Source organism: Streptomyces sp. NPDC001970, from assembly GCF_053594115.1.
Window position 1 is genome coordinate 62,017 of sequence record NZ_JBSFDW010000032.1, and the last position, 25,622, is coordinate 87,638.

Annotated in this window: 26 protein-coding genes and 2 pseudogenes; 11 read left to right on the forward strand and 17 right to left on the reverse strand. The window is 69.3% G+C overall.

From position 1 onward, the window contains the following. Positions 1-68: 68 nt before the first annotated feature. Entirely contained in the window at positions 69-1,256 is a 1,188-nt protein-coding gene (locus tag ACWCP0_RS31155; protein WP_451082101.1) for an RNA-guided endonuclease InsQ/TnpB family protein, read from the reverse strand. A gap of 4 nt (positions 1,257-1,260) precedes the next feature. Next, positions 1,261-1,668, reverse strand: coding sequence for a hypothetical protein (locus tag ACWCP0_RS31160; RefSeq protein ID WP_451082102.1), 408 nt, complete (start codon positions 1,666-1,668; stop codon positions 1,261-1,263). Between the two features lie 146 nt (positions 1,669-1,814). Between ACWCP0_RS31160 and ACWCP0_RS31165 the strand changes: the two genes are divergently transcribed. Then, positions 1,815-2,294: an SMI1/KNR4 family protein gene (locus ACWCP0_RS31165; protein WP_451082103.1), complete on the forward strand. Its 480-nt coding sequence runs from the start codon at positions 1,815-1,817 to the stop codon at positions 2,292-2,294. A gap of 776 nt (positions 2,295-3,070) precedes the next feature. Here the strand turns inward: ACWCP0_RS31165 and ACWCP0_RS31170 are convergent. The 4 genes from ACWCP0_RS31170 to ACWCP0_RS31185 all read right to left on the reverse strand — a co-directional run bounded on the left by ACWCP0_RS31170 (position 3,071) and on the right by ACWCP0_RS31185 (position 5,992). Next, entirely contained in the window at positions 3,071-3,601 is a 531-nt protein-coding gene (locus ACWCP0_RS31170; protein WP_451082104.1) for a PP2C family protein-serine/threonine phosphatase, read from the reverse strand. Positions 3,602-3,686: 85 nt separating this feature from the next. Beyond that, positions 3,687-4,547: a DUF427 domain-containing protein gene (locus ACWCP0_RS31175; protein ID WP_451082105.1), complete on the reverse strand. Its 861-nt coding sequence runs from the start codon at positions 4,545-4,547 to the stop codon at positions 3,687-3,689. Between the two features lie 75 nt (positions 4,548-4,622). Continuing rightward, positions 4,623-5,069 carry an ATP-binding protein gene (locus ACWCP0_RS31180; RefSeq protein ID WP_451082144.1) on the reverse strand — a complete coding sequence of 149 codons (447 nt, stop codon included), beginning with the start codon at positions 5,067-5,069 and terminating at the stop codon, positions 4,623-4,625. A gap of 53 nt (positions 5,070-5,122) precedes the next feature. Continuing rightward, on the reverse strand, positions 5,123-5,992 hold the full coding sequence (locus tag ACWCP0_RS31185; protein WP_451082106.1) for an alpha/beta fold hydrolase: 870 nt from the start codon (positions 5,990-5,992) through the stop codon (positions 5,123-5,125). A 748-nt stretch (positions 5,993-6,740) separates the two neighbouring features. On the opposite strand from ACWCP0_RS31185, the gene ACWCP0_RS31190 reads away from it, so the two are divergent. Beyond that, positions 6,741-7,256 carry a CGNR zinc finger domain-containing protein gene (locus ACWCP0_RS31190; RefSeq protein ID WP_451082107.1) on the forward strand — a complete coding sequence of 172 codons (516 nt, stop codon included), beginning with the start codon at positions 6,741-6,743 and terminating at the stop codon, positions 7,254-7,256. Between the two features lie 26 nt (positions 7,257-7,282). Here ACWCP0_RS31190 and ACWCP0_RS31195 read toward each other — a convergent pair whose 3' ends face one another. The 3 genes and pseudogenes from ACWCP0_RS31195 to ACWCP0_RS31205 form a co-directional block, all read right to left on the reverse strand. Further along, on the reverse strand, positions 7,283-7,447 hold the full coding sequence (locus ACWCP0_RS31195) for a hypothetical protein (protein ID WP_451082108.1): 165 nt from the start codon (positions 7,445-7,447) through the stop codon (positions 7,283-7,285). 65 nt (positions 7,448-7,512) lie between these two features. Further along, positions 7,513-7,914: a LysR family transcriptional regulator substrate-binding protein gene (locus ACWCP0_RS31200; protein WP_451082109.1), complete on the reverse strand. Its 402-nt coding sequence runs from the start codon at positions 7,912-7,914 to the stop codon at positions 7,513-7,515. A gap of 232 nt (positions 7,915-8,146) precedes the next feature. After that, positions 8,147-8,374 (reverse strand): annotated as a pseudogene (locus ACWCP0_RS31205) (hypothetical protein); the annotation flags it as partial. A 111-nt stretch (positions 8,375-8,485) separates the two neighbouring features. Here ACWCP0_RS31205 and ACWCP0_RS31210 point away from each other — a divergent pair. After that, positions 8,486-10,210 (forward strand): MOSC domain-containing protein, encoded by a 1,725-nt coding sequence (locus ACWCP0_RS31210; protein ID WP_451082110.1) that lies wholly within the window; start codon positions 8,486-8,488, stop codon positions 10,208-10,210. A gap of 206 nt (positions 10,211-10,416) precedes the next feature. Beyond that, complete coding sequence (locus tag ACWCP0_RS31215; RefSeq protein ID WP_451082111.1) at positions 10,417-10,800, forward strand: VOC family protein; 384 nt, start codon at positions 10,417-10,419, stop codon at positions 10,798-10,800. A gap of 12 nt (positions 10,801-10,812) precedes the next feature. Here the strand turns inward: ACWCP0_RS31215 and ACWCP0_RS31220 are convergent. After that, positions 10,813-11,111 (reverse strand): annotated as a pseudogene (locus ACWCP0_RS31220) (IS5/IS1182 family transposase); the annotation flags it as partial. A 213-nt stretch (positions 11,112-11,324) separates the two neighbouring features. On the opposite strand from ACWCP0_RS31220, the gene ACWCP0_RS31225 reads away from it, so the two are divergent. Continuing rightward, positions 11,325-11,798, forward strand: a complete 474-nt coding sequence (locus ACWCP0_RS31225; RefSeq protein ID WP_451082112.1) for a VOC family protein — start codon at positions 11,325-11,327, stop codon at positions 11,796-11,798. Between the two features lie 761 nt (positions 11,799-12,559). Beyond that, positions 12,560-13,465 (forward strand): NmrA family NAD(P)-binding protein, encoded by a 906-nt coding sequence (locus ACWCP0_RS31230; protein ID WP_451082113.1) that lies wholly within the window; start codon positions 12,560-12,562, stop codon positions 13,463-13,465. Positions 13,466-14,006: 541 nt separating this feature from the next. Here ACWCP0_RS31230 and ACWCP0_RS31235 read toward each other — a convergent pair. Both ACWCP0_RS31235 and ACWCP0_RS31240 read right to left on the reverse strand, forming a co-directional pair. Continuing rightward, positions 14,007-14,909, reverse strand: coding sequence for a hypothetical protein (locus ACWCP0_RS31235; RefSeq protein ID WP_451082114.1), 903 nt, complete (start codon positions 14,907-14,909; stop codon positions 14,007-14,009). Positions 14,910-15,031: 122 nt separating this feature from the next. Next, positions 15,032-17,545 (reverse strand): SpoIIE family protein phosphatase, encoded by a 2,514-nt coding sequence (locus tag ACWCP0_RS31240; RefSeq protein WP_451082115.1) that lies wholly within the window; start codon positions 17,543-17,545, stop codon positions 15,032-15,034. A 260-nt stretch (positions 17,546-17,805) separates the two neighbouring features. Between ACWCP0_RS31240 and ACWCP0_RS31245 the strand changes: the two genes are divergently transcribed. The 3 genes from ACWCP0_RS31245 (at position 17,806) to ACWCP0_RS31255 (ending at position 19,984) form a co-directional block, all read left to right on the forward strand. Next, positions 17,806-18,429: an SDR family NAD(P)-dependent oxidoreductase gene (locus ACWCP0_RS31245; protein ID WP_451082116.1), complete on the forward strand. Its 624-nt coding sequence runs from the start codon at positions 17,806-17,808 to the stop codon at positions 18,427-18,429. 238 nt (positions 18,430-18,667) lie between these two features. Then, positions 18,668-19,171, forward strand: a complete 504-nt coding sequence (locus ACWCP0_RS31250; RefSeq protein ID WP_451082117.1) for an SDR family oxidoreductase — start codon at positions 18,668-18,670, stop codon at positions 19,169-19,171. 621 nt (positions 19,172-19,792) lie between these two features. Next, complete coding sequence (locus ACWCP0_RS31255) at positions 19,793-19,984, forward strand: hypothetical protein (protein ID WP_451082118.1); 192 nt, start codon at positions 19,793-19,795, stop codon at positions 19,982-19,984. A 149-nt stretch (positions 19,985-20,133) separates the two neighbouring features. On the opposite strand, the gene ACWCP0_RS31260 is transcribed toward ACWCP0_RS31255, so the two are convergent. The 4 genes from ACWCP0_RS31260 to ACWCP0_RS31275 all read right to left on the reverse strand — a co-directional run bounded on the left by ACWCP0_RS31260 (position 20,134) and on the right by ACWCP0_RS31275 (position 22,714). Beyond that, positions 20,134-21,114 (reverse strand): YVTN family beta-propeller repeat protein, encoded by a 981-nt coding sequence (locus ACWCP0_RS31260; RefSeq protein WP_451082119.1) that lies wholly within the window; start codon positions 21,112-21,114, stop codon positions 20,134-20,136. Positions 21,115-21,403: 289 nt separating this feature from the next. After that, positions 21,404-21,811, reverse strand: a complete 408-nt coding sequence (locus ACWCP0_RS31265; protein WP_451082120.1) for a hypothetical protein — start codon at positions 21,809-21,811, stop codon at positions 21,404-21,406. Positions 21,812-21,875: 64 nt separating this feature from the next. Further along, on the reverse strand, positions 21,876-22,007 hold the full coding sequence (locus ACWCP0_RS31270; protein ID WP_451082121.1) for a hypothetical protein: 132 nt from the start codon (positions 22,005-22,007) through the stop codon (positions 21,876-21,878). Between the two features lie 374 nt (positions 22,008-22,381). Further along, the gene (locus ACWCP0_RS31275; RefSeq protein ID WP_451082122.1) at positions 22,382-22,714 is read right to left on the reverse strand and encodes a zinc ribbon domain-containing protein; all 333 of its coding nucleotides are present in this window, start codon (positions 22,712-22,714) and stop codon (positions 22,382-22,384) included. Positions 22,715-22,967: 253 nt separating this feature from the next. On the opposite strand from ACWCP0_RS31275, the gene ACWCP0_RS31280 reads away from it, so the two are divergent. After that, a complete protein-coding gene (locus tag ACWCP0_RS31280) occupies positions 22,968-23,399 on the forward strand; it encodes an NfeD family protein (RefSeq protein ID WP_451082123.1) in 432 nt (143 codons plus the stop codon). 3 nt (positions 23,400-23,402) lie between these two features. After that, positions 23,403-24,452, forward strand: coding sequence for an SPFH domain-containing protein (locus tag ACWCP0_RS31285; protein WP_451082124.1), 1,050 nt, complete (start codon positions 23,403-23,405; stop codon positions 24,450-24,452). A gap of 120 nt (positions 24,453-24,572) precedes the next feature. Here ACWCP0_RS31285 and ACWCP0_RS31290 read toward each other — a convergent pair whose 3' ends face one another. Beyond that, positions 24,573-25,574 carry a glutathione S-transferase family protein gene (locus ACWCP0_RS31290; protein ID WP_451082145.1) on the reverse strand — a complete coding sequence of 334 codons (1,002 nt, stop codon included), beginning with the start codon at positions 25,572-25,574 and terminating at the stop codon, positions 24,573-24,575. Positions 25,575-25,622: the final 48 nt, after the last annotated feature.

The following is a 25,622-nucleotide window of genomic DNA, read 5'->3' on the forward strand; positions in this document are numbered from 1 at the left end:
TGTCGCGCTCCCGACTGCCCCCTACGACAGGGCGGTCACGGGTCGCATCTACCAGCGAAAGGAGGTGTTCAGGTCCTTTGTGGTACGGGTCCGTTGACGAGAACCCACGCCGAGCGTGCGCGGTTGCGCACGTTGACCCCGGCGACGTGGTCGGCGGGGCCAGCGAGCCCGCACCGACGACAGCAGAAGATGTCCCGGACGGGACGGTTGTTTCTTGCCGTGTGCCCGCATCTGGGACACATCTGCGAGGTGTAGCGGGCGTCCACCCAGATCACCGGCACCCCGGCCCACCGAGACTTGTACCGAATGTGCTCTTCGAGCTGGTGGAACGGCCAGGAGGAGAGCGTGGCCCGCTGGTCGCGTGAAGGCCGTACCCGGTCACGGATGCCACTCAGTTCTTCGAGGGCGATGCCGCGTCCGGTGCTCCCCCAGAGCTTCGCCTGGGAGGCACCCCCAGCGACGGCCACGATCTCCTTGCTGATCCTGTGATTGACATGAGTAGCGTGCCGGGCCTCGCGGCGCGCCCGGCGTTTGGCCCGCCTGGTAGCGGACCGAGTCTGCTTCGCCTGCAACTCGGCCCGCTTGCGGGCGTGCCAGCGCCGGTAGCGGCCAAGGCGGCGGCCCTGGTAGTTGTCCCCGTCGGACGTGGTGGCGAGGTTGGCGATGCCCCGGTCCACACCGACCCAGTCCACCGGGTGGGTGTTGAGCGGGACCTCCGGAATCTCGCAGGTGGCGACCAGGAACCACATGCCGTCCCGGTGCACGAGATCCGACTCGCCCCGCCGGTATTTCGCCAGCATCGCCAACTGGCCGGGGTGCCCGGTGTACCGGACGTCCTTGATCCGCCCGGCCACGGTCCAGATGCTGACGGTCTGCGCGTCGTGCTGCCAGGACAGGATCCGGTCGTCATAGGGCTGGGCCGCATCGGGGCGGAAGACGATCGGCTTCGACTCCGCACGGCTGCGCCGCTTCGACCCGGCCGGACCAAGGTTCCCCGCCCGGATGTTCGCACGCAACGTGGTGTAGGCGTCCACGACCTTCTTCACCGTGCGCACGGCCGGCTGGGCAGCCAGCCCGAACTCCGACTTCAAGCGGGCGTAGACGAGCTTTTGCAGCTCGTTGCGGGTGGTGGTGCCGCGCTCGTACGCCAAAACCGATGCGGCATCAGCCGCCCGGTTGCACACGCGCAAGGTCGCCGCCAAAGCCGCCGCCACCTCGGGCGACGGCAGCAGCTTCACCTGCACCACGACCTTCACCCCTTCAACCTAACCGCCACCACTGACAGCTACCGAAAGCGCAGGTCACGACAGACACGGAGGAACTCCGCCGCTTCGCGGCTCCGCTCCAAGGACCCATTCTTCCCCTGCCTGAAGGCCGGGGCCTCCTGGGAGAATTCAGGTGAATGACACCGCTGTGGTCGGCGGCGAAGTCCCGCTGCTGCCGGGGCAGATCCGCGAACCGGGCTGCGTACGGGGCGGGCGGCGGGTAGCAGACCGACGCCACCTCCCCCTGCCCCACTTCTCCCACCTCCACCTCCACTCCCGGCTCGCCGTCGTGACCGGTGGCGTTGTCGTCCTGGGTCCGCGGCTGAGGACTCTGCCCGTCACCGCCGCCGGACATGGACGCTGCGCCGCTGGTCCCGTCCGTGCCGTGCGTGCCCGTCTCCATCACCTTGCCGACGGCGCCGGAACAGCGGGCGGTCTGCGTGGCCCCATGGAGGGTTGACCGCTTGCCGCCGAAGGCTGACCGGTCGCTAGCCTGCGCCCGCGACGCCCACCGATGATCGACAGCTCCCTGCCGCGCTCGCCGCCGCGATGGCACTTCCGTTCGACTACAACGGCGACGACGGGGTCGACTTCGAGCCCTTCCCAGCCTTTCTGTCCACCGCGGAGACCACCGACTGGTTGCGGGCCTGGACTGGCAACGGAGAGCTGAGCGGCGACGACTTTCGCGTATTCGGCCAGGACGGCTCCGGTGGGTACGCGGCGTTCTGGCTGATCCGCCCGAACCGGGCACTCATCGACCAGCCTGTCGTCTTCCTCGGATCCGAGGGGGAGACCGGCGTCGTCGCGCGCGACCTGGGCGACTTCCTGTGGCTGCCGGCCGACGGCCTTGGCCCCTGGGAAGCAGCCACCTCGTACGAGCGCGACCGCGTGCCACGCCCCGACCAGGAGCTGACGGCCCTCGCGGAACGGTTCGCACCGGGCCGGCGTCGGCCAGCCGCTGCCGTGATCGAGCAAGCCACCTGGGAGTTCCCCGACTTCGACGACACCATCATGGAGCTCTGCCGCTGAACCCGCCAGACACAGTGCTGGGCACTCAAACTGCCGTGGCAATCACTCGAGATCCGCTGTCCCACGACTCCGGCTCAGCTCGCGAGGAGTATGCGCCGACGGAGCACGTGGAGGTCGGCACGGCCGTGTTGCGGCGGTTCCGGCACAAGGGTCCAGCCAGGAGGAACCCTGTACGCCATCGGCTCCGGACCCTGCGGATCACGCCGTCTCGCCCAACCGAACCAGCTGTAGGCAGCCGACGGCCGGCATTATGATCACGGCCGTCGGAACAGCACCTCGAGCGGCAGGCTGATCGGCTCATGGTGGTGTGAGGGGTGGCCGCTCATGCACGGGCCGCCGGGGCGGGGCCACCACGCTCGGGGCCGATGGGCACGGCCCGGCGCTGGATCAACGGGGGTATGGGTCACACGGCCCAGTGACCGCTCACCGGATGAACCGGTGAATGACCCGGCCTTCAGGCCGGGGACGCACGCGGCTTTCACGCGTAGCGGGACAGGGGACGCCGAATCGCCGCCGGGCGATTCAGCACCCTGGCCGAACCTGCGTGCACCGATCGCTCCGGCCGCAGCCGTCGTCGACAATTGAGTGACCCGAGCAGCAGCTCCGGTCCGCACGGGCGGGCCCCGTCGACCCCCGGCCCCTTTCCCGGCCGCTTGCTTGTCCTTGCCTGTCCCTTGCGTCCGCTCTGCGAGCCGCTCCGCGGCCTGATCGACGGGCTTCCACCGGGCCGCGCGACCCGGGCCGAGCCCGTTCCGCACATCAAGGCTCAAGGACCCTCATGCCGCCCTGGTGACGCGGGCGAGGACGAGGACCGTGTCGTCGTGCGGAGGGCCAGGCAGCAGCCGGGCGAGAATGCGGCCCGCGGCGTACTCCAAAGGTCCCGAGACATCTGCCAGTTCGGCGCGGAGCCGGGCCGCGCCCTGGTCGATGTCCCGGCCGCGCGCTTCGATGAGACCGTCGGTGTACAGGGCGAGTACGGCGCCCTCGGGCAGGTCGACCTCGGTCGTCTCGAACGGATGCCCGCCCACCCCGAGCGGCACGCCCAGAACCTCGTCGACCGCCTCGAGCCAACCGTCGGGATTCAGCACCAGCGGCGGAGGGTGGCCCGCGTTGGCGATCCGTGCCCGGCCGCTCCTGGCGTCGTAGAGCAGATACAGACAGGTGGCCAGCTCGATGCCCGCTTCCTGGGCAAAGGCGTCCAGTTCGGCGAGCAGGACGTCCGGCTCGTCGTGGTGCCTGGCGAGCGCTTTGGCGGTGATGCGCAGTCGGCCCATGTCTGCGGCGGCGGGTACCCCGTGTCCCATCATTTGCCAATGCCTGATGGAGGCGTCGGGAGTACGCGCCGTTTCGGCCCGGTTCGAGCGAGCGCCGCCCATGGGTGGCGCCCAGCTGTCAGTGGGCGCTGACCTCGTCGACGTCCAGGCCGCGGTCGACGCCGTGGGGGATGACTTTCTGTCCGGGCTCGAGTTCCAGGCGCTCGCCGTCGAGGTAGACCTCGACCTGGTCCGGCTCGAAGGACACCATGTCGCCGATCCGAGCGACCTCCTGGTAGGCGTTGTGGTACGACCAGGCGGCGTGGTGCGCGCCGTCGATGTCGTAGTAGTCGCACAGGCCCTTGTAGGGGCAGAAGGTCTGTCCGTCGACGGTGCGCAGCCGGCTCTCGTCGATGTCGGCGCGCGGGACGTACCAGCGCGGGGCGAATCCGGACTCGTAGAGCACGACGGGGTGTTCGGAGCGGGCCACCACTGTGTCGCCGAGGCGGACTTCCAGGGTGCGGGAGGTGTTGCGGATGTCGATGCGGTGGTAGGGGTCGGCGGCGTGCCCCAGGATGCGCTCGTCCTCTTCGTAGAAGGCGTCCATGGCGCGCCAGGCGAAGGCGATGCGGTCCTGGAGGTCGGCGGCGTGCCCGGGCAGCGCGGTGAATTCCCAGGCGGCGCGTTCGGTGGTGCGGTCGCTGGCCGTCACCGTGTACCAGGCGGTGTCGCCGAGGTCTTTGTGGTGGGTGACCTTGTCGCTTGCGACCAGGGCCTGCTCGTCGACGTCTTGGCGGGGGAAGTAGGCGACGGGGTAGCGGCCCGGCTCGTGCATCAGGATGACGTTCTCGCTGTCGCCGATCCAGGTGCCGTTGAACTTCACGCGCATGCGGCGGCGCAGCCGCTCAACGAACAGCAGGCGCTGAGGCAGCGGATCGGAGGTGAGGAAGTGCCCGATCGCGTTCGCGGAAAGGGGCCCTTGCTGCCAGGACAGTCCCATGGCGTGTTCCTTCCGGTTCTCGGGTGCGTCGAGACTGCACCCCGGGGGTGCGAGTGGGTTGTTGAGGGTGCCCGTTCAGGGCTTGCAGGAGCAGCGGGAAATCTGGACCTCGGGGCGGCGGAAGCAGGTCCAGACGCCCTTTCGGTCGCCGACGCCTCCGGCCTCAACTCCCCAGTGGCCGGAGAGCTCCTGGACGATGCACATGCCTCGGCCGGCCTCCCCGGTCATCGAGGGAGGCGGGATACGGCCCCTGAAGCGGCGCGCGCTGTCATGGACTTCGAGGTGAAGGCAGTGGGTGTGCCGAACGAGACGGACCAGGTAGTTGTGTCCGTCCGGGCTGCCGTGCCGGACAGCGTTGCCCGCGAGTTCCGAGACGCATGTCCGGATGTCGTCGCGGCGTCGGCACCCGCCCCGGGACTCGAGGACCTGCATCGCGAAGGCGCGGGCGGTGCGCACGGTCTGGGGGAGTGAAGGCGTGTTGGGTGAGGTATTGCATGGCGGGTTCCTTGCCGACTGCGGCAGAAAGGGCTTGTGCGGTCCGTGGCCGCCGCAGCCGCCGCATCGGCCCGTGGCCGTCAGGCGAGGACGCGGCCGAGGAAGTCGCGGATGTGCTCGGTGATGGCCGGGAGGTGGCTCTCGAGGGCGAAGTGCCCGGACTCGAGCAGGTGGATCTCGGCGTTGGGCAGGTCCTGGCTGAATGCCTCCGCGCCTGCGGGGCCGAAGATCTCGTCGTTGGCACCCCAGACCGCCAGCAGCGGGACCTGGGAGTCGCGGAAGTACTGGTGGACCTGCGGGTAGAGGTCCACGTTGGTGGGGTAGTCGCGGAAGAGCTTGAGCTGGATCTCGTCGTTGCCCGGCCGGTCCAGCAGTGCCTGGTCGTGGACCCAGTTGTCGGGGCTGACCAGGCTGGGGTCGGCGACACCGTTCACGTACTGCCAGCGGGTGATCTCGGCGGTCAGGGCGCCGCGCATGGGGGCTTCGGTGTCCGGTCCCGGTGCCTGGGCGTAGGCGAACACTCCGTCCCAGAAGGGCTTGACGAAGCCCTCGACGTAGGCGTTGCCGTTCTGGGTGATGATCGCGGTGATGCGGTCCGCGTCCTGCAGCGCCAGCCGCCAGCCGATGGGGGCGCCGTAGTCCTGCACGTACATCGCGAACCGGTCGACACCCAGGTCCTCCAGCAGACCGGACGTGACCTGGGTGAGGGCCTCGAAGGTGTACGGGAAGTCCTGCAGGGCGGGCATCGCCGACTGCCCGAACCCGATGTGGTCGGGGGCGATGACGTGGTACCGGTCGGCGAGCGCCGGGATCAGGTGGCGGAACATGTGCGAGCTGGTGGGGAAACCGTGGAGGAGCACCACGGTGGGTGCCTGGGGTTCGCCGGCCTCCCGGTAGAAGACCTCGAGCCCATTGACGGTGGCGGTGCGGTGGTGAACTGCGGGGACCATTTCTCTAACCTTTCTACAAGTCTTGATCGGTTGTATGACCAGTCGACCACGCCCAACCTAACCTGTCAAGTAATCGTCACTGGTTAGATCGAGATGGATTCGAGCCGCCGGGCCAGGTCGGGATGCTCTCGCCGCCGCCCAAGAAGCGGTCTCCAGGGCAGGAACGGGGGCGGCGGCCTGACTCAAGCCTCCGCTCGCGGACGACCGCGTACCAGTGCAGCCGTCGGCCGTCAGCGCACCCGCCGGCCGATGCCGGCCGCGCCCACCTCGCGCGCCATCCGCGCCACACCGCCGGGCTTCACGAGCCTCCAAAACCAACCGGCCGGAGGCGACCGGCACCCGGCACCGGCGAAGCCGCGGACCCTCGGGCCAGGCACCGACGTACGGCGAGACGCGGGACGCGGAACCCCTATCGGACATCGGCCGGGAGCGAGCCCTCGCCCCCTTCGCAGCCGCGCGAGGCGTGCCCCGCGGCGCGCATCACGCCCGCCCCCACCGGAGACCGGCCGGCCGGCGTGGCCGCCTCGCCTGCGGCCGCCACCAGACACAACAGCTCCTGCCGCCACCCCTGAAGTGCATCGCCGGGCGCGCGATCACGGGTCCGACCCTTCCCATTGCAACTGCCGCCCGCCCGACAGGTGCGAGCACCCCAGCCAAGGAGGAAAGGAACCGTTAAAACTTGTTTCTATGGTTAGAATGAATGGGTTCATGTAACCTGTCAAGGGAATTGATCTGGTTAGGAAGTGTGATGGCGGCAGAACGGGTGCAGCAGGACGCACTGCTGGAGCTCCTCAACACCACGCCGGTGGTCAATGGGGTCGTCCAGGACCAATTGGCGGACTCGGAAGCGGCCAGGTCCTGGCAGCAGGCACACGGTGGCAGCGGCACCGCGGACGAGCGCCGGCACCTCCTGGAGGCTCGCGACGCCCTGCAGGGTGTGGTGCGCGGCAGCCGGCCGGCCACGTCGCTGACCCCGCTCCTCAAGGGCGTCACCTCCCGCCCGCACGTCTCCCCTACCGGCGTGTCCTGGGACATCGACGCCCCTGCTGAGCGCCGGATGGCGGTCGAGGCGGTGATGATCTGGAGCGCGCTGCAAGAGGCGACGCCCGGCCGGCTGCGGCCGTGCGCCAACCCGGAGTGCCGGCGCTTCCTCCTCGACCGCAGCAAGACCAACAAGGCTCGTTGGTGCTCGATGGCCGTGTGCGGCAACAGGATGAAGGCCAGGCGCCACTACCAGCGCACCCGCGTCAACGCCGCCGGGTAGCACCTCACGCAGCCAGTAGGCAGTCCCTAGGCGGGCGGCGGGGCTCGGCCCTTCGCAGCAGCGCCTCCCTCCGGCCGGCCCCCCGCTGCCGTGTCGACCTTGGGCAGACCCCGCAGCCGCAGGTCGGCGATGAATCTGCGGACCAGCGCGTCGGAGGGAACCATCGTGACGGCAAGGATGTCGCGGTGCACACGCGGTTCCAGACGACGCACCACGGCCGAGGGCCGACCCGACGGCGCGGACACCGCCGCGATCGTCACCCCCGTCCCGGCCCCTGCCGGCTGGGCCCCGGACGGCGCGTCCTCAACACGACTGTCAGAGCGGCCTGTCGGGCCGCGACGAGTTCGTCGATCCACACACCCATGCCGTTATCAGGGTCGTAGTGCACAAACGGCTCGCCTGCGAGGTCCTGCACCGCGACGGACTCCCGGTCCGCGAAGGGATGGGCGGGCGCGGCGACCACCATCTCCTCACTGCCCAGCACCTCGACATGTGCGGAAGTGGCGGTCGGCTCAGGCACCACGACCAGGTCGGTGCCGTCGGCCATCAGGTGCTCGATCATGCGGTCCGCGCTGGTGAACTCCACGAGGTCCAGCTGGACTTCGGGCCAGCGCGTCCGCCAGTGCCACAGCACCGGTACGAGCAGCCAGGCCGTCATCGTCTCCGCGCACGCGATCCGCAGACGGCCGCCCCGTCCTTCCCCCGCACGTCGCGACCACCAACTCGGCTCGTGCAGCTTCGAGATCGGAGACCACCGGGTACAGGCCCTTCACCGAGCCCGGACCAGCATCCGTGAGGCCGACCCCGAACTGCACCGAGCAGGCAGAGCCGGGAGGCGTCAGCTGCACGACGCGGAAGCCGGCGCTGGGTCCGTAGTCGACGTCGAGCCGGAAGCCGAGCCGCTCGGTGTAGAAGGTCGAAGAACGGTCGACATCGCTCACGGGCAGGATAAGGACCTCGAACTTGCACTCCATGTGATCATTCTGATGCAGCGCGGCACCACCCCGCACCATGCGCGATATCAATTGATCAGCCGAGGAAACGCGAATGGCTCCACCCGATTTCCACGCCCGTCTCGACCATTCGGAATATCTCGGCCCATGCCTCAGAAGATTCATGATCGCGAGATAGCGGCGGCACCGGCCAAGAACTAGGATCGGCCGCAGCACGCAGATCTCGGCGGCGTAAGGGGCCCGACCCCCGTCGGCCACCCACACAGGAGAATCGCAATGGCGACGCTGCTGTCCGTCAACGTAGGAATGCCCAGAGACGTCTCCTGGCAGGGAAGAACCGTGCACACCGGCGTGTGGAAGGCCCCCGTGCAGGGCCCCCGGATGGTGCGGCGGCTGAACATCGACGGCGACGGTCAAGGAGACCTGGCCGGGCACGGGGGCGAGATGCGCGCCATCCTCGTCTACCAACTGCAGTCCTATCACTACTGGCAAAAGCACCTCGGCCGCGACGACCTGACCTTCGGCATCTTCGGGGAGAACTTCACCGTCGACGGGCTGCCCGACGACGCAGTGTGCATCGGTGACCGCTACCGCGTCGGCGAAGCCGAATTCGAAGTCACCCAGCCCCGCGTCACCTGCTACCGCGTCGGCATGCGTTTGGGCGAACCCGCCATGGCGTCCCTCCTGGTCGCCCACCACCGCCCCGGCTTCTACCTGCGCGTCATCACCGAGGGACACGTCCGATCCGGCGACGAGATCACCCTCACCCGCAAGGGCCCGGAAGAACTCACGGTCGCCGACACCGACGCGCTCCTCTACCTCCCCGACCGCGACCCCGCCAAGCTGCGCAAAGCACTGAACATCCCCGCCCTCAGCCCTGGCTGGCAGCAGTCCTTCCGCGAACTCGCGAGCGCCCAGCAGCCGACACAGGAACCAGAGTGGCCCGGCTTCAAGACCTTGCGCGTAGCCGGCATCGTCCCCGAGACCCCCACCGTCTCCTCGATCTACCTCGAGCCCACCGACGGCGCGCCGCTGCCCGAGGCCCGCCCCGGCCAGTACCTGTCCATCCGCCTCACCACGAATCACGCCGCCCCCACGGTGCGCAGCTACTCCCTGTCCTCCGCGCCCGGTGCCGGTACCTACTACCGCATCAGCGTGAAGCACGAGCCCCACGGGCAGGTCAGCAGCTACCTCCACACCAGCGTCCACCCCGGGGATCTCGTGGAGATCGCAAGCCCTCGCGGCACCTTCGTCCTTGAAGACGGCACCCGCCCCGTCGTCCTGATCTCCGCAGGAATCGGCGCCACGCCCGTGCTGGCCATGCTCCACCACCTCACCGCGGCACAAGACCCACGGCCGGTGTGGTGGATCCACACCGCCCGCGACCGCACCCACCACGCCTTCGCGGACGAAACCCGCGCGCTCGTGGCACAGCTCCCCAACGCCCGCGAGTACATCACCTACACCGCACCCGCCGAACCCTCCCCGCACGCCGACGAGCCCCACATCAGTCAGGGGCGTCTGACCGCCCACTCACTGGCGGCCATGGGCGTTCCCCCTGACGCCGACGCCTACGTCTGCGGACCACCCGCCTTCATGGACAACCTCGGCCGCTACCTGCGCGATCACGGCCTGAGCCCCGAGCAGATCCACACCGAAGCTTTCAGCGCCCTCCCCGCCATCAACCCCGGCATCACACCGACCACGACGGTCAGACCGCACCAGCCACCTGGTCCCACAGGCACCGGCCCGCTCGTCACCTTCGCCCGCAGCGGCATCGCCGCCCGCTGGTCGGCCGCCCGCACATCACTCCTCGAACTCGCCGAGGCCTGCGACATTCCCACGCGCTGGTCGTGCCGCACGGGCGTCTGTCACACCTGCATCACCCCCCTCGTCTCGGGCGACATCACCTACATCCCCCAGCCCCTCGAGCCCCCCGAGCCCGGCACCATCCTGGCGTGCTGCAGCCAACCGACCACCGAAGTTGTCCTCGACCTCTAGCGTTCCACGCCGGACAGTCCGCATGCCCATGGGGGCACGACCGGCTCGGTACCCGGCCACCCAACCAAGCTCGCGCGCAGCGACAACCCCCTGGCAGCGGCGTGGTGATGACGGTACGTCACAGCTCACGGAGCGACTTGCCACGCTCAACGCGGCATGGCCAACCCTTCATGGACATCGCCGAGGCCCTCCGACACACTGCAACCGTGCGATCTCGGACGGATGGCATGTGGTGGGGAACCGCTGTCGAAGCGCCCGACCCCAGTGCCTTGGCGAAGTTCTACTCCGAGCTGCTCGGTTGGCCCATCGGGCACGAGGAACCGGGAACGGCCGTACTCGCCGCCCCCGGTGGACCCATGTATCTCGTGTTCCAGCAGGCAACCGGCTACAAGGCCCCCACGTGGCCGCCCGCCGACGGGGAACAGCGTCCCATGATGCACTTCGACTTTCAGGTCGGCGACCTCGACTCCGCGGTCGCCGAGGCGGTCGCCCTGGGAGCCTCGGTGGCCGGCCACCAACCGCACGAGAACGTCCGAGTCCTCCTCGACCCGGCCGGCCACCCGTTCTGCCTCTGCCGAGACGAGGAATAGCCCTACGAGCGCGAGGGCTTGACCGTCACGAAGATCGGCAGCGCAGGTACTGAAAGACAGCGGGAGTCCATACCAGTCGGCGGCCAGGTGGATCTACGATCTGTTCTTGCCGCGGTCGGGCGGATTCGGTCCCGTCAGCCGCCCCTTCCGCCGCCCGGACGCTGACCGAGTCGATCGACGGCGCATCTGGACCGGTCCAGCGCTCCTCGGGCCCCAAGCCCATCGAGGATGACGCGGTGGAGCCGGCCCCACACCCGGGCCTGGCTCCACCGAACGAAACGGAGGCTCGCGGAGAGCACTCCACAGGCGCCGCTCAGGTGCCTGCCGTGCATCGGTGCCGCTCGCCCCCTCCGGCCGATGTCGGCCGCGCCCTGCGTTGGGGTGCATCCTTAGCACATCGCAAATACGAGTATATGCCCTTAAGCGCCCAGGTCTCGGCTTCGCCGCTGACGCTGGAGCAAACGGAACGGCCCATTCATAGACTGGTCCACTATGCGACTTATGCGAGAAAGAGGGGCATTTTCATGGATCTGAAACTCGAAGTCATCGTTCTGCCCGTCTCCGACGTCGACCGGGCCAAGGCCTTCTATGAGGCAGCGGGATTCCGTCTCGATCTCGACAAGGCCGTCAGTGAGGACTGGCGCGCGGTGCACTTCACGCCGCCCGGCTCCGAGTGCTCGATCATGTTCGGCACCGGGATGACCTCCGCCGCGCCAGGCTCGGCGCAGGGCCTGTACCTCATCGTCGCCGACATCGAGGAGGCCCGCGCGGAGCTCGTCGGTCGCGGCATCGAGGTGAGCGAGGTGTTCCACGACGCCGGAGGACTCCTGTACCACGGCCACGAGGCCGGAGAGGTCACCCACCAGGTCGAGGGACAGGGGCGGCTTGCCGGCCTGCACCCCGACCGCGCCTCCTACGGCTCCTTCGCCACCTTCAGCGACCCCGACGACAACGGCTGGGTGCTCCAGGAGATCAAGCAGCGGTTCCCCGGCCGCTGACACACGTCAGTCACCCAGGGGTGCAACGGGCCGCGACCAGCCTGCATGGCGGCCGCCCTTTCAGCCCTTGGGCGCAGGACCGCTGGGCCGGGCGGAGGTGCGCTCCACACCAGGCGGTCCAGATGCCACAGGACCGGCATCGACCGCGCGCCGCCCTGCGGATCTCCCCGGTACAGGCCCCAGGATCAACGCGCCGCCGGTCAGGGCCGGACGCCGAGAGGCGACTGCCGCCAGGGAGCCGTCCGCTCCTCTGCCCTCTGCTCTCCGCGACTCCTCCTGCCCATGCGCCCGACCAGGGCAGCAGCCACGTCACGAGGGGCGGGGTCCGCCGCGGCCGGCAGGTGACGCGGGGGCTGGGTGGCTCCGGACGATCGAGGTTCACTCTCTGTCACGCTTGGAGAGTCGCGCCCTACTCGGCCCAGGGCTCGAAGCCGGCATCGAGTTTAGGCTGAGGAAAGAGGTCACGACCGCGCGGCGCCCGGTAACCGACCCGAAGTCCCTCGGCCGCGGCTGGGAGGACAGGAACTGGCACCTCGGTCCCAGAGACGCGGCGGTGCGGCGCGGCGATCGGTACTTCCACGACACAAAGGAACGCCGCACACCACAGCCCGAACCGTTTGATCGCGCTTCACGCGGCCGGCCCCTCCACACGGCATCCCGCGAATCCGACCCAGCCACTCGGCCGCACGTCCCGAAACCTTCACCCACCACACGCACCTGTGATCACACCTCCGCTCAGCTCCCGACAAGGAGATCGATCGATGGCTGCCAGCAAGCTTGTTCTCATCGCGAACGCCGGTGGCGTGGGCCGCACCGTCCTCGAACAACTGCGCGCTCAGGACGTGCCGGTGCGCGCGATGGTCCGCCGCGACGACGATCGTGCGGCTGAGCTGCGGGCGCTCGGCGCAGAGGTCGTCGTGGGCGACCTGACCCGGCCCGAGAGCGTCGAGGCCGCACTGCAGGGTGTCGCAAGGATGTACTTCGCCATGCCTGTATCGCCGGACCACCTGCTGGCAACAGCCGTGGTGGCCAGCGTGGCCCGCGAGCACGGGGAGCTGGACGGCCTGGTCGGCATGTCCCAGATGACAGTGTCCCAGATGACCGCCACCAGCACCGCGGAGTCGCACCAGCAGCGGCTGCACTGGCTGGCGGAGCAGGTACTGAACTGGTCGGGCCTGCCGGTGGTGCACATCCGGCCGACGTCGTTCCTGGACAACCCGCTGTTCACCGCGCTGCCCGCCCGGACGATCAAGGAGAACGGCACCATCGCGCTCCCATTCGGCACCGGCCGCACCTCGCCGATCGCCGCTGCCGACGTCGCCCGGGTGGTCTCCACGGTGCTCCGCGACCCGGCCCCGCACATTGGACACGCCTACGAACTGACCGGGCCGCGCACGGTCGACATGACGGAGATGGCCGAGGAGTTCTCACGGGCGCTGGGGCGCCCGGTGTCCTACGTGGACGTGCCGCTGGACCAGTGGCGGACCGAGGTGCTCGCCAAGGTGGGCCTGCCGCCGCACACCGAACAGCACATCGCGACCATGGCCCGACTGCACCGCGAGAACCGCTACGACCGCGCCTCCGACGACGTCGAGCGCGTGACGGGCGTACCTGCGCAATCGGTCGAGGCGTTCGTGGCCGCCCGGAAGGACTTCTACCTCCGCTGAACCGCTCCGGCCGGCCCCAGACGCTCGCCACAGAAGCACCCCCTGGGCGGCTACCACGGCGGAGCCCCGGCCCTGTTTGGCCTAACGACCCGCAACCGACCAGGAGCCGTCACCAAACTCGTGAAGAGACGATGCACATGCAACCTACCCTGCGCAGCAGAGCCCCGAGCCCGCCGAATCGGCGCCGCGCCCGGTTCGGCGAGCTGCCGAAGCGAACGGCGCTGCTGATTCCGAGAGGGTCGGCCGCCCGCCAGAGCAGCAGGACATCACCGAGCGGTTCAGCCGCGGGCGTGACACTCCGGTACAAGGCCGTCGAAGCCGCCGGCACCCCGCTCGGCGACACCCGCACCTCCCGCTTCGAAGCCCTCATACTCGCCACCTGACAACCCAATTCGCGGAATTCTCAGCAGAGTCCTTCAGGCCGGGAACGACGGACGGCTCCCGCACGCCCGAATGTCCGGCCGTGCACGCGCGGGTTCGGCCCTGGGTCTCCAGGAACTCGTGCGAGGCACATGATGGATCGCTCTTCGGCGCTGCGCCGTCACCTGTGCGGGCCGCGGCGGCCGGGGGCCGAGGGTGACCGCTCCCAGAGCAGGCGTACGCCGGTGGCGCGGGCGATGGCACGCAGGTGCGGGCCGGTGTTGCCGATGTACCAGATCGGCCGGTCGGCGTGCGGCCATGCGTAGGCCGGGACCCCGTCGTCCAGTAGGTCTGTCAGCCGTGGCTGGTCGAGTGACGCGGCCGAGAACTCGTAGAGTGCGGGCAGCCGTGGGGCGATCACGCCGTAGTCGAGCATGCGGGCGAGGGCGTGTTCGTCGAGGATGGTGTCCTCGACGGGCGCGGTCACCGGGTATTCGGGCGGGAAGGACCGGCCCAGGTCGAGGAACATCTGGACGGCCCGGTGCCGGGGGTCTGCCAACAGGGGACCGAGGGCGGCCAGCCGACCGAGCGCGAGTCGCGGTTGCACGAGCATGGCGTGGGTGAACAGGACGCGGAGCAGTGCGACGTTCATCATGAATCGCTCGACCTGCAGCTCCGTGGCGGCCAGATCCTCGTGCTGCAGGTAGCCGGCGACGATGCTGGCGTTGTGCGCGCGGTACCAGCGGCCGGGCTCCGGTGTACGGATGAAGTCGACCCAGAGCTCGACGCTGCGGGCGCTGGCTGTACCTGTGGCCTCGGTGGCCAGCAGGCGAGCCTCGGCCTTGTCCCGCAGCAGCCGTTCGTTGACAGCACGCCACCAGGGGCTGCCCGGCGGGTCGGCGGTTTCCGGCGCGAGTACGCCACGGGTGAGTGACCAGCGCATGAAGCTCAGCTCGGCTGTGCCGTACTGGTGGCGGGGGCCCATGGCGAGCTGGTAGAACTCTCGCGCCAGCGCGTAGCGTCCGGCCGCGTCGTCCCGCACACGTGTGACCCGTTGCGCTGCGCGTGAGGCTGCGTCAGCCACGACTGCTCGATCGGATCGGCATCATGCGGCGACCTCGAGGATTTCAGCCGGAAATTGCGCCGGGTTCGGTGCGGGCCGGTTGCGGACCGCGTAGCACCGTATCGCGGCGTGGCTGAATCCCATCAGATTGTCCCGGGTTCTGCGGGGTTGTCGAGCCGACCGTTGGGACTCGTGCCCTCGAGGTCGTGGCCGCTGAGGTCTGCGAAGGCGTCGAGGTCCGCGAAGGCGTCGAGGCCGCCGAGGCTGGAGTCGCGCTCCAGTCCGGTGGGCTGGAGGGGCTGTTCGGACCAGATCGTCTTGCCGTTCCCAGCGTAGCGGGTGCCCCAGCGCTGGGCGAACTGCGCGATCAGGAAGAGGCCACGGCCGCCCTCGTCGGTCGTCCGGGCGTGGCGCAGGTGGGGGGAGGTGCTGCTGCCGTCGGAGACCTCGCAGATGAGGGCGCGGTCGCGGATCATGCGTAGCCGGATGGGGTCCGAGGCGTAGCGGATGGCGTTGGTGACGAGTTCACTGACCACCAGTTCCGTGGTGAAGGCGAGGTCTTCGAGCCCCCATTCCGTGAGCTGCCGGGCCGCCTCGGCGCGGGCCGGTGCGACGGCGGCGGGATCTTTGGTGATGTCCCAGGAGGCGACGTGGTATTCGCCCAGGGTGTGGGTGCGGGCCAGGAGCAGTGCCGCGTCGTCTCGTGGTCCTGCCCGGTCGGCCCAGAGGTTTCCGACCGCGGCGTCGCAGAGGTCCTCCAGCGGGGTCCGTGGGTCGGCGACGGTGTCCAGTAGCTCCTGGACGCCTTGGTCGGCGTCGAGGGTGTGGCTGTGGATGAGGCCGTCGGTGTAGAGGACGAGGACGCTGCCCTCGGGAACCGTTATCCGGGTGGATTCGAAGGGCAGACCGCCGAGGCCGAGGGGCGGGCCGCTGGGGAGGTCCACGAGCCGGGCGGTGCCGGGGGGAGTGACGATTGCGGGTGGAGGGTGGCCTGCGCGGGCGAGGGTGCAGTGGCGGCTGACCGGGTCGTAGACCGCGTAGAGGCAGGTCGCTCCGGTCACTCCGGATTCGTCGCCGGCCTCCTCGGCGATCCGGCCGGCCATGTCGTCCAGGTGGGCGAGTACCTCGTCGGGGGCGAGGTCGATGCCTGCGAGGGTCTGGACGGCGGCGCGGAGGCGTCCCATGGTGGCGGCGGCGTGGATGCCGCTGCCGACGACGTCGCCGACGACCAGGGCGACGCGGGCTCCGGAGAGCGGGATGACGTCGTACCAGTCGCCTCCTACGCCGGCTTCCGTGTCGGCGGGCAGGTAGCGGTACGCGGCCTCGACCGCGTTCTGTTCGGGCACTTCCCGGGGGAGGAGGCTGCACTGGAGGGCCAGTGCCGCGGCGTGCTCGTGGGTGTAGCGGCGGGCGTTGTCGATGCAGACCGCGGCGTGTCCCACCAGCTCTTCCGCGAGGACCAGGTCATCGGGCTGGAAGGGCCCTCTGGGCTGCCGGCGGCCGATGATGGCCGCTCCCAGGGTGGTGCCGCGTGCGCGGATGGGGACGATCATCAGCGAGTGGATGCCGAGGTCGCGCAGATGCGCGCTGCGGGCCGGGTCGTCGGCGGTCCAGTGAGGATCGGTGGGGTCCAGTACCGGGATCAGTGCGGCGGCGCCGTCGATCAGAGCGCGCACGATGGGCGATGACGCGGGGTAGCCGCATGGTTCACCCAGCGGGGTGGGCGGCGGGGCGTCTCCCCGGAGGGCGCGGTGTCCGGCGCAGCAGAGGGTGGCCGCGATGGTGGCATCGGCGGGCCCGGGTGAGGGCTCTTCGCCGCGGAGCACCGAGTCGAGGAGGTCGACGGTGACGTGGTCGGCGAGCCCGGGGACGGCCGCGTCGGCCAGCTCTTGTGCCGTGTGCGGGATGTCCAGCGTGCTGCCCATGCGCTTGCGGGCCTCGTTCAGCAGGGTCAGCTTCTGCCGGGCGCGGTAGTGGTCCGTGGTGTCGAGGACGATGAAGCAGGCGCCCAGCAATTCCCCGTCCTCGCTCTCCAGACGGAAACACGAGGTGGAGTAGGCGACTTGATCCGGCTCCGACAGGACGTGGCCGAAGTACTCACGGCCCATCGAGGGGCGGCCGGTCTCCAGAACCTGGCGTATCTCCGCTTCGGTGTGTTCCACATCCAGGTCCGGCAGGACCTCTCCCAGGCGCCGCCCGAGAAACTGCTCGCGGCGGACGCCGGACAGGTGCTCCATGGTGTCGTTCACCCAGATGACCCGCAGCTCGGTGTCGAACATGGCCATGCCCACCGGCGCGGTGCGGGTGATCCCTTCCAGCAGCGAGCGGCTGGCGCTCGACCACCATGTACGAGCCATGTCGGCGGCGAGGATCAGGCGCATCGAGCGTTCGCCGGAGGCCTGGACGGGCAGGATCTTGATCTCCAGGTCAAGGCGGTGGCCGTCCCGATGGCGTACGGCCTGCAGGCCGTCCCAGCCCTGCTGTGACCCGAGCCGGGTGGCAAGGCCAGGAGTGCCCGCCTGATGCGCCGCACCTTGCACCGGCAGGAAGAGGTCCGACAACGGTTTGCCGAGCGCCTCTGGTGTCGAGTGGCCGAGAAGCTTCGCGGCCCCCTCGCTCCATCCCCGTACCACCCCTGCGTCGTCGACCACGATCACGGCGGTCGACGGTCCCAAAGGGGTGTCTGCTGCTGTGGAACGAGTTCTCGAGGGAGCACCCATACCGGCCATCCAGTACCGCCGCGTTCCCGGCACGCAGACGCTTGCGCGCAAGCGTCTGCCAGGCTGGTTCCACTTTACCTGCGGCCGGTGTTTTCGGCCGGGGTCCGCAATATGTCGCTGACCAGCTCCGATGCCCCGGCCGAATGCTGTGCCGTTCCCCCGGTCCCGGTGCCCTCGACCGGCATTGCACCGCCCCCTTGCCGCGCCTGGGATTCCGCCGTCTCGAAGGCGACGGCGTCCACCACCCCATGTTCGGCATCGCCCGCCTGAAGGCCCGCTCGCTCTTCGAGCTCAATGTCTTCGGCCTGATCAACGTCACCCGCGCCGTCCTGCCCGTCATGCGCAAGCAGGGCTCCGGCAAGCTCGTGCACATCGGCTCCCGCTCCGGCTTCGAGGGCGAGCCCGGCGTCAGCATGTACTCCGCCTCGAAGTTCGCGGTCGCCGGCATCAGCGAGGCCCTGTCCGCCGAGATAGCACCGTTCGACATCCAGTCGATGGTCGTCGAACCCGGCGTGTTCCGCACCGACTTCCTCGACACCAGCTCGCTGTCCCTGGCCGCGAACCGTATCGCCGACTACGACGACACCCCCGCCCACGTGACGCTGGACTGGATCGACAAGGCCAACCACGCCCAGCTGGGCGACCCCGTCAAGGGCGCCGCCCTCATCGTCGAGGTCACCTCCGGCGACAAGCTCCCCACCCACCTCTACCTGGGCCGCGACACCCTCGAGCGCCTCGAGGTCAAGTTCCGGCAGATCAACAACGACCTCGCCCCCTGGCGCGAGGAGTCCGCGGCCACCGCACACGACGACGCCGCGTAAGTCCCCTGAGCGCCGGGGTACATGCGTCGCCCATGTGCGCGGAGCCTCACGACAGCCCGGCTGGGTCAGCCACTCCCCCGGCCCGGCCGGGCATCCCTGGCCCGCTACGGATCCGCCTCCGCCGGTTCCGCGTTCGCCACTTCCACCACACACTCGAAGGAACCTGTCATGTCTGCTCTCCTCTCCGGCTCCCCTCTGGCGGGGCCGTGTCGCCGTCGTCTCCGGCGCTTCCAATGGCATGGGCGCAGCCGCCGCCGAACGCCTCGCCGAACTTGGCGCCACCGTGGTCGTGCTCGCCCGTCGCAAGGACAAGCTGGACGGTGTCGTGAAGAACATCGAGGCCTCCTGCGGCACCGCTCTCGCCCTGGCGGTCGACGTCACCGACCGCGCCGCCGTCCAGGCGGCCGCCGATCAGGTCGCCGACCGCTTCGGCAAGGCCGACCTCGTGTTCAACAACGCCGGCGTCCAGCTCGTCTCCAGCATCGAGGAACTCAAGGTCGATGAGTGGCAGCGGCAGATCGACCTCAACATCACCGGCCTCATGAACGTCATCGCCGCCTTCCTCCCGCACCTGACAGCCTCCGCCGAGCAGGGCAAGCCAACCGCCGCCCTTGCGGGCGCAGGACGCCGCGCCCGGCGGGGGGTTGGCTCGGCCGGCTCACCTCCCATCTGCGACTTCAGGAGGGAACTTCCTCGGTGGCCGTTTGACACCGTCAGGGCCAGCTCCCACGCTGGTTCATAGGTGACATACCGACCGAAAAGGAGATCATTATGGCGATAAGCACCCGGAAGCGCATCCGGCACCTCGTCGGAGCGTCATGCACGGCTGCGCTGCTCGCCGGAACGGTGGGCGTGGCGAGCGCCGAGGCGGTGCCTCAGACAACGAAGGCCACGGCGGAATCGTCAAGCGCGGCACCACTCGATTCCTGCACGGGTTACCACTACGACGAGAACCACAATCGCATCTGGGATCCGCCGGGCTGTACACCGCCATAAATTGACCGGGTCTTGTTACTGACCAGGAGTTTCACGCTGCGCCGAAGAGCGTGCCCCAGATGTGACCGCATGTCCGAGAGGGCGCACCTGACCTGCAACAACAGAACCCGATGTCGAAGAGCTCTGTCGGCTGCGAGGAAAGGGCACCGGCACGATTCCGATGCGCCGCGTGCTACGACTCTCGCGAGCCGATCCCCGTCGGCACCACTGCCACGGCGGGCAGCTGCTGGGCGCGTCGGTCTTGCTACCCGGTTACGCGGTCACTCCGCTCTGCGCGGCTGCGCGCCCGGAATCGGCCGGCTTGTCGGCCGCTTCCTTGTCGCCCTGCCGACCGCCTGCCTGCACGCCACCCGGCCGCTCCGTCCAGGTGATCAACCTGCTGACCACCCGCCACCACGACCGCCACGCCCTGAGCCGTATGAGTCCGGACCACCTGGGCGCCAAGGTCCTGGCGCACCTTTTGCGCAGCGACTGCGCCGAACACCTGTCCCTGTCTGCGGACAGCGAACCGGCCCAGGCCGTCACCGTCCGGGCCTGTACCCGGCAAGACGCCGTGTGAGGCCCCGGCCGAGAAGGCCACCCGGCAAAGACCGCCCCACGCCCGCGCGGGTCGGTCGCGCGTCCGGAGAGACGATTCCCTTTCCGGGCGATGGCCATGCTGCTGGTCCGCCGAATCGGCCGGGCGCAGCCCCGGCTTTCGGACGTGCACTAGAACGTGATCGCCGATACCGAACTCGAGCTCCCATTGGCCACGTAGACCTGGCGCCCTTCCGGGGACACCGCCACCCCCGCGGGGCGGGAGCCGACGGAGACGGGGCTGCCGACCGTGCGGTTCCTCGCGGTGTCGATCACTGAAACGGAACTCGAATCAGCGTTGGCCGCGTAGGCTTGGCGCCCGTCCGGGGACACCGCCACCCCCGCGGGGCGGGAGCCGACGGGGATGGGACTGCCCACCGTGCGGTTCGTCGCGGTGTCGATCACCGACACCGAGTCGGAGCCCGAGCTGGTCACGTAGACCCGGCGCCCGTCCGGGGACACCGCCACCCCCTCCGGGCGGGAGCCGACGGGGATGGGACTGCCCACCGTGCGGTTCGTCGCGGTGTCGATCACGGACACCGAGGCCGGGCGGCCCAGGCTGGTCACGTAGACCCGGCGCCCGTCCGGCGACACCGCCACCCCCTCCGGGAAGCGGCCGACGCGGATGGGACTGCCCACCGTGCGGTTCGTCGCGGTGTCGATCACTGAAACGGAACTCGAGCTCGCGTTGGTCACGTAGACCCGGCGCCCGTCCGGCGACACGTCCACCCCCTCCGGGGTGTCGCCGACGGGGATGGGACTGCCCACCGTGCGGTTCCTCGTGGCGTCGATCACCGACACCGAACCCGAGGAGCTGTTGGTCACGTAGACCCGGCGCCCGTCCGGCGACACGTCCACCCCCTCCGGGGTGGCCCCGACGGGGATGGGACTGCCCACCGTGCGGTTCGTCGCGACGTCGATCACCGACACCGAACCCGAGGCGAAGTTGGCCACGTAGACCCGGCGCCCGTCCGGGGACACCGTCACCCCCTGCGGGGAGTCGCCGACCCGGATCGAGAGCACGGATGTCGGTGCGGGGGGCTCAGGCCCCGGGGAGCGGCACTGTGTCAGGTAGATGCCGCCGCCCGCCGCGGCCAGCGCCACCAGCACCACCCCCGCAATGAACCTGGCCCGTCGGTGTCTGGGCCGCGGCGGGTGGGGCGGCAGCCGGGCCTCGTCGCCTTTGCGCGGCAGCGGTCCCAGGGGCGGCCCGGCGCGCGACCTCGCACGCCAGTTCTTGGTCGTAGGCCAGCCACACCCGCCCCTTGCCGCCGGCGCCGAGACGACGCAGGAGCCGATAGCGCCCGGTGATCACACGCCCGGCGGCCTCGTTCGCTCCTGTCACGGCGCTCCCCTCTTCCAGGACGGCCGACAGGGGGTCCCCGGCGAGCGTTGAAAGGCCTCACTCCACGTATCGCATATCGCCTGAAGCGCGGCAAGTCACCCAGAACGTGCGTAGCGCAGGTATCTCCCGTGCGGCGAACGAGGATGTCCGGGCCGCCGAGGCGTACGCCGCCGCGTCGACACGCCCCGGGCCGCCGCGGCGGTCGGCGGTGACGAAGTGACGGCTGTCGAAATCGTCGGGGCGGGACGCGTTGCCCCGGCCCGCGCAGGCACGCCGCCGATCGTGGCCCTCGCCAACGAACTCCTCGCTCTCTGGAACCGCCCCCCGATCACCCAGACCATCCTCGAAGGCCACCTCGGCCCCATGGCACAGCCAGCGGTGGTGGCCGAAGAAGACGACCATCTGCCGGCCCGGGGCGCTGCTCGTCGTCGAGAGCGGTGCCGGCTCGGGGATCTCGAAGTCCATGAGCGCGATCGCCCGGCCGGCTGACGGCCGGGCGGCCTTTCGTCACTCCACGAACCGCATTTCGTCAGTTCCCCTGGTTGGTCCCAGGGGGAAAGCCGTGCTTGCCCTCGAAGCCTTCGGTCATCCTGTCCAGCGCACCTGCGACCGTAGTCGCCCATGACGACAGCCACGCCTGCGACAAGGAACGCTCACTCATGGACCCGGATCATGTCAGGCACTGCAGGCATCCATGCGAGGGTCAAGAGCACCTGCTCGAAGGGCGTTTGGGCCGGGCATGTCGCCCGACCGGCTTGTGGGTATCACGCCGGCCTGGAGTGGCCGAGGTTGACGGCAGCTGCCATGGCGCGTGCGCGGGTGACAGCAGACGACAGCCCGTTCGGGTCCACTGGCTCCTGTCGGATCCCAACGCATGCCCGATCAGCCCCGCTTGAGCCCTGAGGCGGGTGACGGCCGACGATTCTACCGAAACATGCCGCGGTACCTGCCGTACCCAGGTGACCTGCCCGCCGCCTGATGGAACCTCGTGACTCCGCCCACGACCAAGATCGCGGGCTTCCTGCGTCAGAGGGGCTAAACCTCCGCGCAGAGGACCAGCCCGGCCCTGTTGAGCACATTGAGCGCGCCTACGTGGTCGGCGTTCGCGAGGAAGCCGCACCGGGTGCACTCGAACTTCTCTTGTGTGGGGCGGTTCTCCTGCGCGACGTGCCCGTATTCAGGGCAAGGGCGGGAGGTGTCGCGGGCAGCGACCGGGATCACTCGGCGAGCGGCACTTCCAGCCTTTGGCCCGGCTGTTCCACCGCCCCCTGAGCGACTGAGCGCCGGCTTGACGGGCTCACACCGAGATGCGGCTGTCACGGCAGTGCCGGCGATGATCGAGAACGGCACAAAACATTGACGCCGCATGCCATGGGCGTGCCGACAGCCGGCAACGAATCGGCGTAAAAACTGCAGCTTTGCATGTAAATGCCCCTATTTCTGCTTTTGGTACGGGTAGACCCCTTATAGAGAATTGTGAGGTAGTCGCCTGGGGCGCGGTACACCGGCACAGCTCCGCTTCGCGGGAGGTCTCCCTCCAGGAAGTGCACAGAGCCCCCGTATCGGCGGCCAAGGGCCCTCGTCCAGCCATTCGCCCACCCGCGCCCGTCAGGAGGAGCCAATGGATCCATGGCTGATCTGGTTGATCACTGCCGCGATCCTGGCTGCGGCAGAGGTCTTCACTCTCACCGCCGCGCTGGGAATGCTGGCCGGGGCCGCGCTGGTCACGGCCGGATCCGCCGCGCTCGGCCTTCCGCTGCCCCTGCAGTTCCTGGTGTTCACCGTCGTCGCTGCGGCCAGCGTCCTGTTCGTCCGCCCCGCGGTACTGCGCCGCACGCTCCAACCCCAGGTGGAGCGATTCGGCGTGGACGCGCTGGTCGGCAGGACCGCCTACGTCGTCTCGGAGGTGACGGGCCTGGACGGCAGGATCCGCATCGGCGGCGAGGAATGGACGGCCCGCGCCTATGACGAGACCCTGGTGATTCCTCCCGGGACGACCGTCGAAGTCATGGAGATCAGCGGCGCCACCGCACTCGTCTACCCCCGGGAGTGAACCATGGAAGCCTCAGCGCTCCTCGTCGCCGGCCTGATCGTCGCACTCTTCGCGGTCTTCACCGTGCTGCGGGCGGTGCGCATCGTGCCCCAGGCACGCGCCCGCAATGTCGAACGGCTCGGCCGCTACCACCGCACACTCAAACCCGGACTCAACGTCATCATCCCCTACATCGACCGCGTCCATCCGCAGATCGACCTGCGGGAACAGGTCGTCTCCTTCAAACCGCAACCAGTCATCACGGAGGACAACCTGGTCGTCGAGATCGACACCGTCGTGTACTTCCAGGTCACCGACCCACGAGCCGCCGCCTACGAGATCGCGAACTACCTTCAGGCGGTCGAACAGCTCACGGTCACCACCTTGCGCAACGTGGTCGGGTCGATGGACCTGGAACAGACTCTCACCTCACGCGACACCATCAACAACCAGCTCCGTGGAGTGCTGGACGAGGCCACCGGCAAGTGGGGGCTGAGGGTCAACAGGGTGGAGATCAAGGCCATCGACCCCCCGCAGTCCATCAAGGACGCGATGGAGAAGCAGATGCGGGCCGAGCGGGACAAACGGGCCGCGATCCTCGGGGCCGAAGGACAGCGCCAAGCACAGATACTCACCGCTGAAGGCGACAAGCAGTCCGCTGTCCTTCGTGCGGAGGGCAACCGGACCGCTGAGATCCTCAAGGCCGAGGGCCAGTCCCGGGCCATCGACGAGGTGTTCCAGGCCGTGCACCGCAACGATCCCGACCCCAAGCTCCTCGCCTACCAGTACCTGCAGATACTGCCCCAACTCGCGCAGGGTCCGGGCAGCACGCTCTGGGTCATCCCCAGCGAGGTCACGTCCGCCCTCCAGGGTGTGTCACGCGCGTTCAGCGAGGCGCTGCCACAGTCACCGGCCACTCGCGAGAGGACCTCCGGCGACAAGGCTGCCGACAAGGCCGCCGACGACGCGGTGCAGGCCGCAAAAGCCGCCGCGGAGGCCCTCGCCGACGCAGCCAAGGCCGACGGCGTCACCTCCGGCACTCTCCCGGCCGACCGCCTCGCTGACGGCGGATGAGAACCACGGGGCCGGGCTTCGGTCGCGTTGCCAGAACGCAAGATCCTCGAACATCCCCGGTTCACCGGGACCCCGCCCGTTCGTGGACGCCGCCTCAGGACGCCGCTTCAGGACGCCGCCTCAGGCAGCAAGCGGCGTGTGGCCGGTGGGCACAGCCTCCTCGGGCGCGACCGGCTCGGGCGGCGTACCGTCGCCGAACGGTCGCCCGCCCAGCGCTGCACGGTCGTGCGGCTTGATCCAGCCCGACAGGTCGGGGCCGGTCGGCACGATGCCGCTCGGGTTGATGTCGCGGTGCACGGCGTAGTAGTGCCGCTTGATGTGGTCGAAGTCGACCGTGTCGCCGAAGCCGGGCGTCTGGAACAAGTCCCGCGCGTACGCCCACAGCACCGGCATCTCGGACAGCTTCTGCCGGTTGCATTTGAAGTGGCCGTGGTAGACGGCGTCGAAGCGCACGAGCGTGGTGAACAGCCGCACATCCGCCTCGGTGATCGTGTCACCGACGAGGTAGCGGGACCTTTCGAGCCGCTCGGAGAGCCAGTCGAGCCGGGCGAACAGGCGCTCGTAGGCCTCGGCGTAGGACTCCTGCGACCCGGCGAACCCAGCCCGGTAGACGCCGTTGTTCACGTCCCTGTAGACCACCTCGTTCACGGCGTCGATCTCCGACCGCAGCGCGGGCGGATAGAGCCCTGGTGCCCCGTCGCGGTGGTACGGCCTCCACTCCAGCGACATGTCGATCGTGATCTGCGCGAAGGCGTTGGACACCACCTTGCCTGTCGGCACGTCGACGATGGCCGGCACCGTGATGCCCCGGTCGTAGCCGGGGTCGCGGGCCAAGTACGCCTCTTGCAGCCGCTCGATGCCGAGCACCGGGTCACGGCCGCCCGGGTCGAGGTCGAACGTCCAGCTGCGCTCGTCGTGCGTGGGCCCGGCAATCGCCATCGACAGCGCCGTCTCCAGCCCGAGGAGCCGCCGCACGATCACCGCCCGGCTTGCCCACGGACAAGCACGGCTGACCACCAGACGGTAGCGGCCGGGCTCCGCGGGGAAGCCGTCGCGTCCGTCGGCGGTGATCCGGGTGGTGATGTACCGGCTGTCGCGCGAGTACTCCTCGCCGGGACTCACATAACTCACACTGTCGCCCTACCCAGGAACAACCGCGACGAACGCTAC